This window comes from Streptomyces sp. KR55, from assembly GCF_052245645.1.
Classification (GTDB): domain Bacteria; phylum Actinomycetota; class Actinomycetes; order Streptomycetales; family Streptomycetaceae; genus Streptomyces; species Streptomyces flavusporus.
In genome coordinates this window covers 1-6,820 of the sequence record NZ_JBQQCE010000519.1, presented here as the reverse complement: position 1 = coordinate 6,820, position 6,820 = coordinate 1, and the positions used below count along the sequence as shown (strand labels likewise).

The window sequence follows — 6,820 nt, the reverse complement described above, 5'->3', positions numbered from 1 at the left end:
CAGCGGCAGCAGCCCGGGGCCGGTGTCGAAGGAGAACCCGTCCCGCTCCAGTCGGCGCACCGCGCCGCCGTACGTCTCCGTACGCTCGTACACCGCCACCCGGTGGCCCGCGACGGCCAGCCGGGCAGCAGCCGCCATCGCGCCCATCCCGGCGCCGATCACCGCAATCCGTGCCATGCCTGCGACTTTATCGGCCGCCACTGACAATCCGCCCGCGGGCCTGTGACCTGCAACGCTCCCATGGCCCGGAGGTCAGCTGGGCGGTGGTCCGGCCCGCGCCGCCAGTCGCCGTTCCTCCCGGCGCTGCGCCCTGCGGCGCCGGAAGCGGCGGATACGAGAGACGAGGAAGTACAGCATGACCAGCCCGGCGACCAGCAGCACGCCGGCGATGACGGCCGCCGCCTCCGGATGGAACATCGCGAACGTGACGATCCCGCCGACCCCGAGATCCTCGGCCACGCTGATGATCACGTTGCTGAAGGGCTCTGGCGAGCTGTTGACCGCCATCCGCGTGCCGGCCTTGACCGCATGGCTGGCCAGCGCCGTCGAACCGCCGATCGTGCCCGCCGTCAGATCGGACAGCGAACCGCTCTGGCCCGCGAGCAGCGCCCCGATCCAGGCCCCGGCGGCCGGCCGGATCAGCGTGTGCACCGAGTCCCACGCCGAGTCGACGTACGGGATCTTGTCGGCGACAGCCTCGCCCAGGAACAGCACACCCGCCGTGATCAGCACCTCGGGACGCTGCAGCGACTCGGGGACCTCGTCGCTCAGTCCCGTCGCACCGAAGAAGCCGAGCACCAGCACCACCGCGTACGCGTTGACGCCGCTGGCCCAGCCGCTGGTGAACACCAGGGGGAGTACGGACACGGAGGCGATCGTAACCAGCCGTGGCCGACGCGTCCTGGGGGCGAGTGCGTACGGCTGAGTATCCGTACTCAGGCGACGAGATGAGTACGCGCGCGGATGGGGGGCGACCTGCGCGAACGAGAGAGTGGAGGCACGGAGAGGGGCACGGGCCCGGCACCGGCGACACGGGGCGCCGGAACGGCCCGGCCCACGATCCGCTCCTTCCGCCGGCCCCGGTCGGCGGGAGCGAGGCACGGGGGAGTCCGGGGGAGGACCGAAGGGGCCCGACGGGGGAGAAGAGGGCCCAACGGGGGAAACGGGGGCGCACAGGGAAGCGCCGGTTCGAGTGGCCCGCGGGGGACGCGGCCATCTCGGACCGGCGCTTTCGTGCCGCCTGTTCGTGTTGCCTGTACGTGCTGCCTAAGGACGCCCGCTGACCCGCCCCTGGAGCAGCCGTGAGAGGGCTGCGTGGACGTCGTCCAGGGAACGCTCCGGCTGGAACGCCTGCCAGTCCAGTGCGGCCACCAGCACCATGCCGACGAGCGCCGCCGCCGTCAGCGGCACGTCGATCTCCTCGCTGAACTCGCCGTTCTCGATGCCCTCGCGCAGCACGTCCTCGATGACCGCGACCGCCTTCTGCCGGACCACCATCAGAGTGGACTGCCAGGCCCGGTTGGTGCGCCACAGCTCGGCCACGTACAGCTGAGTGAAGGCCGGATACCGGTCGATGAAGACGAGCCCGGCCCGGATCATCGCATCCAGGGCGGCCACCTTGGTGCCGCCCTCCTTCGCCGTCTGCTCGGCCGCCTCCCGGAGGGAGGCGGTGAGGAGGCCCACGCCGTGCCGCAGCAGCTCCTCGAAGAGGACTGATTTGCTGGCGAAGTTGTAGTAGACCGTGCCCTTCGCGACCCCGGCCCGCTCGGCGATCTCGTCCACCGTGGTGGCGGAGAAGCCCTGCTCCGCAATGAGTGTGACGGCCGCTTCGTAGAGCTTCTGCCGGGTGGCCTCTCGGCGCGTACTGGCCCCCGAGGCGGTGCTGCTGCTTTCCATGGCCCCGATTGTCACAGGAAACCGCTGCCTCGCAGGGGCGGGAGGTGTCTTCACAGGCTCAGCTCCGGGTGCAGCCGGTCCAGGGTCCACACCTGCCGGCGCCGGGCCGACAGCGCGGTGAGCGCGAGGGCGCCCGCGGTGAAGGCGGCCAGCACCACGCACGCGTGCCACACGGGTTCCAGGCCACCACCCGAGATGAGCCTCCTGAGGGCCTCGACGATGTGACTCATCGGCAGGAAGGGGTGCAGCGCGTTGAAGAAGCCCGGGCTGGTCTGCACGGGATAGGTGCCGCCCGCGGACGTCAGTTGCAGCATCAGCAGGGCGAGGACCAGGATGCGGCCGGCGGCTCCGAAGCGGGCGTTCAGCCACTGGATCAGCGCCGCGAAGCACGCCGTCACCAGGAACAGGAAGCCCACCGTCCCGGCCACCCGCGCCATCTCCAACCCGACCGCCCAGTGCAGCACCGACATCAGGGCCACCGTCTGGAGTACGCCGATCGCCAGCACCGGCAGCCAGCCCGCCAGGGCGATCCGCCAGGCCGAGGCGCCGGTGGCCAGCGCCCGCCGGTTGAGCGGCGGGATCAGCATGTACGCCACCATCGCACCCACCCACAGGGACAGCGGGATGAAGTACGGGGCGAAACCGGTGCCGTAGTTGGGCGCCTTGTGCAGCGTCTTGGAGGCGAGCTGGACCGGGTCCGCCATGACCTCCGTCCGCGCGTCGCGCTGCTGCTTGTCGTAGTCGGGAATCTGCTCGGCGCCGTCGTGCAGCCCGTTCGCGAGCTTCCCGGAACCGTCGACGAGCTTGAACATGCCGCCGCTGAGGTCGTCCGCACCCGTCCTGAGGTCGCCGACGCCCTTGTCGAGGTCCACGGCGCCGGTCTTGGCGGTGCCGAGCCCGGTGTGCAGCGACTTCGCGCCCGTGGCGACCTTTCCTGCCCCTTCGTTCAGCTTGTTGATCCTGGAGACGGCGTCGTCGAGGTCCTCGGAGAGGTGCGGGGCGCGGTCGGCGAGGGCCTGGGACTGCTCCTCCAGGGTGGCGAGATGGTCGTCCAGCTTCTTCAGGTCGCTGTCGTGATCGGTGATCAGTGTGTTGACGTCGTCGGCGATCGTCGCCGCGTCGGCCGCCGCGTCCTTGGCCTTCTCCAGGTCGGAGCAGGCCGCATCGGGCAGTACGGGAGTCTCGCAGCGCCTCTTGTGGACGTCGCTCAGCGTGTCGGAGGCCGCGCGGGCATCCTTGGCGGCCGTCGGCGCCCGCTTCACCAGGGTCTCGAGGTTGTCGCGGATCGCCCCGGACGAGTCGGCGACGAGCTGGGCCGTGTCCCCGATGGTCTTCTCGTTGTCCTTGAGGAAGGGCCCCACCTTGTCCGCGACCCCGTTCACCTTGTCGGCAAGGGCCTGCGTCCCCTCGGCGACCCGCTTCGAACCGTCCTCCAGGTCGTCGGCGCCCTTGTTGAGCTTCTTCAGGCCCTTGGCCAGCTTCCCGCTGCCGTCCTCGGCGTCCTTCAGGCCGTCGGCGAGATCCTTCGAGCCCTTCTCCGCCGTGCCGATGCCGCTCCTGAGCTTGTCGGCGCCGCTCGCGGCCTTCACCGTCTCGCCGTGGATGTCGGAGAACGAGATGAAGATCCGGTCCAGGAACGACCGCGACGCCTTCGTGGACGCCGCCGTACGTACCTCGCTGAACACCGTTTGGGAGATCTGCCCGACGATGTAGTTGTTCGCGTCGTTCGTACGGACCTGAAGGGCGCCCGTCTCGGGGGAGTCGCCCGCACTGGAGGCGATGCGCGCACTGAAGTCGGCCGGCATGGTCAGCGACAGGTAGTACGTGCCGTCCTCGACGCCCGCGCGGGCCTCGGCGGCGCTCACCTCGTGCCAGTCGAAGACCTCGCTGTCGCGCAGCCCCGCCACGATGTCGTCGCCCGCGTTGACCCTCTTCCCGTCCGCGGTCGCCCCCTTGTCGTCGTTGACCAGCGCCACGGGGAGCCGGTCGAGGCGGCCGTAGGGGTCCCAGAAGGACCACAGGTAGAGCGCGCCGTACAGCAGGGGCAGCAGCAGGAGCGCCACCAGGGCGGCGCGGGGCAGCTTGCCGCGCCCGAAGCGGCGCAGCTCAAGAGCGGCCAGTTTCGGCGAGCGCATCCGCCGCCTCCTTCACCTCGTCGTCCAGGGGCTGGTCTTCCGGCTGGTCCTCCGGGTGGTCCTCCGGGTGGTCTTCGGGCGCCCGTTCGTCGTTGTCGCGGGCCTGCGTGGACACCACGACCGCGTCCTCCGGGGCCTCGCTGCACACCGCCAGCACTGTCGTCCCGGCCTCGGCGATCGACCTCAGCAGGGCCCAGACCTCGCCCTGTTCGGCGGGGGAGAGCTTCAGGTCGGTGTCGTCCACGCCCAGCAGTCGCGGGCGTCCGAGGAGGGCCAGGGCGACGGACAGACGCAGCGCCTCCAGGCGCTCCAGGTCGCGTACGGCGGTCCGGGAGCCCTTGGGCAGGGCCTCCCGGTCGAGGCCCGCGGCGGCCAGGGCGGTGTCGATCCGCAGTTTCGCCTCGTTCGCGCGTTCGACGCGCGGCCGCAGCAGCCCCCGCAGCGAGTCTCCGAAGCGGCTCTGCAGCAAGGCCCGTTCGTGCAGGTGCTCCGCCACGGTCAGGGCGGGGTCGAGGTCGGTCACGCCGGGAACGTGCGCGAGCCCGCTGGCCCGGCGCAGGGCGGCCGACTGCTTAGGCAGCCGGGCCTCGCCGACGACCGCCGTCCCCTCGGTGGCCTTCATCCGTCCGGTCAGCGCGAGCAGCAGGCTCGTACGGCCCGAGCCCGACGGTCCCGCGACCGCGATCAGCGAGCCGGGCTCCGCGGTGAAGGAGACGCCGCGGAAGGCCCAGCCGCGAGGCCCCTTGAGCCCGAAATCGCGGGCGGCGACAGCGAGTCCCCCCACAGTCCCCCCAGGAATTTGAACTGACTGGTCAGTTCAAAACCTAACCCGAACCTTCGCTCGAAGCAAAAGCCCAGGTCAGAACGGATTGTCAGTGCCATACCTCACGATGGGCACATACGGCACCCCCATAGCAGGGCGTGCCGTCACACAGACGACAGGAGGTTCGTCATGGCCAACTCGTCCGCAGCCGCCGCACGCCGGCGCCGCGCCACCGGCCCTGCCCCCTCACTGACCGGCCCGGCGAGCGATGTGCACCCCGTGCTCCGCCGAGCCACGGCCCCGCCCGCCGCCCTCGACCTGCTCGCCCAGGCCCGTGCCGGACTCGACGAGGCAACCGTCCTCGAAACGCCGAACGAGCGCTACGCGACAGCCCACCTCGCCGCCCTGCGCACCGCCGCCGCAGTCCTCGCCGCGCGGGGACGCCCGGAGACCAACCCCCGACGCCGGGCCCGGATCCGGAGTGCGTGGGAAGTGCTCCCCGAAATCGCGCCCGAACTCACCGAGTGGAGCGCCCTGTTCGCCTCGGGGGCCCGGCGCCGCGCCCGGGCCGAAGCGGGCATCAAGGGCGCGGCCAGCCGCCGGGACGCCGACGACCTGATACGCGACGTGGCGATGTTCATCCGCCTCGTCGAGCGGATGCTGGTACTCCAGCCGGTCCTGCCCCAGCCACGTCCGGACGCGGACGAGGCAGCGGACCGCGACCCCGGCTCGGATCGCCACCGCCCCGACGCGGACCGCGACTTCCCCGACGCCGGCTGACGCGCGCATGCCGGCACCGAAGCACCGAAAAGGGGTGGGACCACAGGAGTGACCAGGCAGGGCCGTAGAGGCAATAGGGTGGAGAGCGCCTGAAGCCTTCCCCTCCCGCACCCCGGGTCCGGGGAGGCAGCCCGTTCGCTCCGCCCCGAGGCGGTGCCGCGCCGAGGAGTCAACTGCCGTGTCGGACCCGATGCGCCCCCGCGCTTCTCTCCGTACCGCCGTGGTCTGGGAGGTCCTCCAGGACGCCCTGGACCGCCGGGTCAAGGCCACGGGCCGGGAGTCGCTGGACGTCCTCGACACCGGAGGCGGCAGCGGCAACTTCGCGGTGCCCGTCGCCCGCCTCGGACACCGGGTCACGGTCGTGGACCCCAGCCCGAACGCGCTGTTCGCCCTGGAGCGCCGCGCCGCCGAGGCCGGCGTCGCCGACCGGGTGCGGGGTGTGCAGGGCGACGCCCACGGCCTGTTCGACGTGGTCGAGCGCGGCGGCTACGACGCGGTGCTGTGCCATGGCGTCCTGGAGTACGTCGACGACCCGGCCGAGGGCGTCCGCAACGCGGTTGCCGCGCTGCGCCCCGAAGGCGTCCTCAGCCTGCTCGCCGCCGGTCTGGGCGGTGCCGTCCTCGCGCGCGCCCTCGCGGGCCACTTCAAGGAGGCCAAGCAGGCCCTCGACGATCCGCACGGCCGCTGGGGAGCCGGTGATCCGATGCCCCGCCGCTTCACCGCCGACCAGCTGACCGAACTGGTCGAGGCCGCCGGCCTCCGGGTCGGCGCCGTGCACGGCGTACGGGTCTTCGCCGACCTCGTGCCCGGGGTGCTGGTGGACACCGAGCCCGGAGCCATGGACGCCCTGCTGAAGCTGGAGGCCGCGGCGGCCGAGGTACCGGCGTTCCACGCGGTGGCCACGCAGCTTCATGTGCTCGGCGAGACGCCGGGGGCTGCCGAGGCCTGAGCAGCCTGCCGGGGCGCGCCGCTGATCAGCGCGTTGGTTGCAGATGGAGTACGCCACAGGCCCCCCGATCGGGGCCTTCCCGCCGTATGATCGAGGGAGACCGACCGGCATGACGGGTCGGCCGCCGGGGAATGGAAGCCTCAGCGGGCCGGTCCGACCATGGCGGATTCCGGTTGGCCAAATGGCGCAGAGGGGCGGGTTTCACGGGGGCGATTCCCTGCCTATCCTGAAGGGACCCCCCGGGTCGCCCCGGCGACTGCACGATGAGGAGGACTCCGTGCCGCTCTCAGAGCACGA

At 71.7% G+C, this 6,820-nt stretch carries 7 protein-coding genes; 2 read left to right on the top strand and 5 right to left on the bottom strand.

The genetic code is table 11. The features are described from left to right. From ACTWQJ_RS43935 to ACTWQJ_RS43915, 5 genes are all read right to left on the bottom strand, one after another. On the bottom strand, nt 1–177 hold a 177-nt coding region (locus tag ACTWQJ_RS43935), incomplete at its 3' end, for an NAD(P)-binding protein (RefSeq protein WP_443311996.1). Between the two features lie 75 nt (nt 178–252). Then, the gene (locus tag ACTWQJ_RS43930; RefSeq protein WP_443311995.1) at nt 253–867 is read right to left on the bottom strand and encodes a DUF4126 domain-containing protein; all 615 of its coding nucleotides are present in this window, start codon (nt 865–867) and stop codon (nt 253–255) included. A gap of 399 nt (nt 868–1,266) precedes the next feature. After that, on the bottom strand, nt 1,267–1,896 hold the full coding sequence (locus ACTWQJ_RS43925; protein ID WP_443311994.1) for a TetR/AcrR family transcriptional regulator: 630 nt from the start codon (nt 1,894–1,896) through the stop codon (nt 1,267–1,269). 50 nt (nt 1,897–1,946) lie between these two features. Continuing rightward, nucleotides 1,947–4,031: a YhgE/Pip family protein gene (locus ACTWQJ_RS43920; protein WP_443311992.1), complete on the bottom strand. Its 2,085-nt coding sequence runs from the start codon at nt 4,029–4,031 to the stop codon at nt 1,947–1,949. Then, a complete protein-coding gene (locus tag ACTWQJ_RS43915; protein ID WP_443311991.1) occupies nt 4,003–4,815 on the bottom strand; it encodes an ATP-binding cassette domain-containing protein in 813 nt (270 codons plus the stop codon). The genes ACTWQJ_RS43920 and ACTWQJ_RS43915 overlap by 29 nt, the downstream gene beginning before the upstream one ends. Before the next feature lie 168 nt (nt 4,816–4,983). Between ACTWQJ_RS43915 and ACTWQJ_RS43910 the strand changes: the two genes are divergently transcribed. Both ACTWQJ_RS43910 and ACTWQJ_RS43905 read left to right on the top strand, forming a co-directional pair. After that, nucleotides 4,984–5,574 (top strand): SAV_6107 family HEPN domain-containing protein, encoded by a 591-nt coding sequence (locus ACTWQJ_RS43910; RefSeq protein WP_443311990.1) that lies wholly within the window; start codon nt 4,984–4,986, stop codon nt 5,572–5,574. Between the two features lie 178 nt (nt 5,575–5,752). Next, nucleotides 5,753–6,523, top strand: coding sequence for a methyltransferase (locus ACTWQJ_RS43905; RefSeq protein ID WP_224738992.1), 771 nt, complete (start codon nt 5,753–5,755; stop codon nt 6,521–6,523). Nucleotides 6,524–6,820 lie beyond the last annotated feature (297 nt).